General features: G+C 74.9%; 1 protein-coding gene. It reads left to right on the top strand.

Translation table 11 applies throughout. The features are described from left to right. Positions 1-261 precede the first annotated feature (261 nt). Positions 262-1593 (top strand): CoA transferase (locus I53_RS29770; protein WP_251982497.1); only part of this gene is annotated, 1332 nt, incomplete at its 3' end.

The raw sequence follows: 1593 nt of genomic DNA, 5'->3' as shown, positions 1-1593 counted from the left end.
ACATCGCCGAGACCCAGCCCGACATGTTCGCCTGAGGCCGGCCGGGCGCCGCCCCCGCGCGGACGGCGCCGCGACGCCCATCAGGGCCGGCCGCAAGGCCGGCCCTGCCGCTATGGGCCGGCATGGGCCGGTATGGGCCGGCGCCCGGACGGCGCCGTCCGGATGGAGCGGGGAGCCGGTCCGTCCTGCCCATCAGCGGTACAAGATTGATTCATCCGTCGGCGGCCGCCACCCTGCACAGGTCATGTGAGGGCCGCGACCATGCGCAAGCGACACGCCGACGAGGACGCCCTGCGGTCGATCTTCGCGGAGGCGCTGGCAGCCCTGGCGCTGCCGCCCGATGCCGGAGACCGGCTGACGGTCACCGGCACGGAGAGCCTGCCGTCCTGCTTCCCCGTCACGGAGCTGGCGACGGCGGCGATCGGTGCCGCCGGCCTCGCCGTCTCCGAACTTCTGGGCCTGTTCGGAGATGCGCCCGCCGTGACGGTGGACCGGCATCTCGCCTCGGCGTGGTTCGGCCCGTCGGTGCGGCCGCGCGGATGGACGATGCCGGCCGCCTGGGACCCGATCGCCGGCGACTACCGGGCGGCGGACGGCTGGATCCGGCTGCACACCAACGCGCCCCACCATCGCGCCGCCGCCCTCTCGGTGCTCGACTGTCCGGGCGACCGGGAGGCGGTTGCGGCCGCCGTGGCCCGGGAGGCGGCCGAGACCCTGGAATCGGCGATCCTGCGCGCGGGGGGCTGCGCCGCGGCGATGCGCAGCCTGGAGGCGTGGCAGCGACTGGACCAGGGCCGGGCGGTCCGGGCCGAGCCCCTCGTGGCGGTCACGGAGGCGCCCGGCCACGACTCCGGACGGTGGCGCCCGGACCCGGCCCGTCCCCTCGCGGGGATCCGGGTCCTCGACCTGACCCGCATCCTGGCGGGGCCTGTGGCCACGCGCTTCCTGGCCGGGCTGGGCGCCGACGTCCTGCGAATCGACCCGCCCGGCTGGGACGAGCCGTCCCTGGCGCCCGACGTCACCCTGGGCAAGGTCTGCACCCGGCTCGACCTCCATCGGGCCGCCGACCGACAGCGGTTCGAGGGGCTGCTCTCGGAGGCGGACATCCTCGTGCATGGATACCGCCCGGATGCCCTGGAGCGGCTCGGCTACGGGGAGAAGCATCGCCGGGCGCTCAATCCGAACCTGATCGACGTCACGCTCTGCGCCTATGGCTGGACCGGGCCCTGGGCCGGCCGGCGCGGCTTCGACAGCCTCGTCCAGATGTCGGCCGGCATCGCGGCGGCCGGACAGCGCTGGAAACAGGCCGACCGGCCGGTGCCGCTGCCCGTCCAGGCGCTCGACCACGCCACCGGCTATCTGATGGCGGCGGCGTCCATACGGGGCCTGATCGCCCGGTTGCGGGAGGGGCGCGCCGCCACCGCGAGGCTCTCCCTGGCCCGCACGGCGTTTCTGCTCACCGACCATGCCGGCGGCGCACCGGGGCCCGCCTTCAGCGGAGATCAGGATCGGGACTTCTTACAAAGATCGAACACACGGCGTGGGGACCGCCCTCAGGCTGTACGCGCCCGCGCGGATCGACGGCGTTCCCCT

This window comes from Methylobacterium sp. B1, from assembly GCF_000333255.1.
GTDB lineage: Bacteria > Pseudomonadota > Alphaproteobacteria > Rhizobiales > Beijerinckiaceae > Methylobacterium > Methylobacterium fujisawaense.
This window is presented reverse-complemented; position numbering and strand designations above follow the sequence as displayed.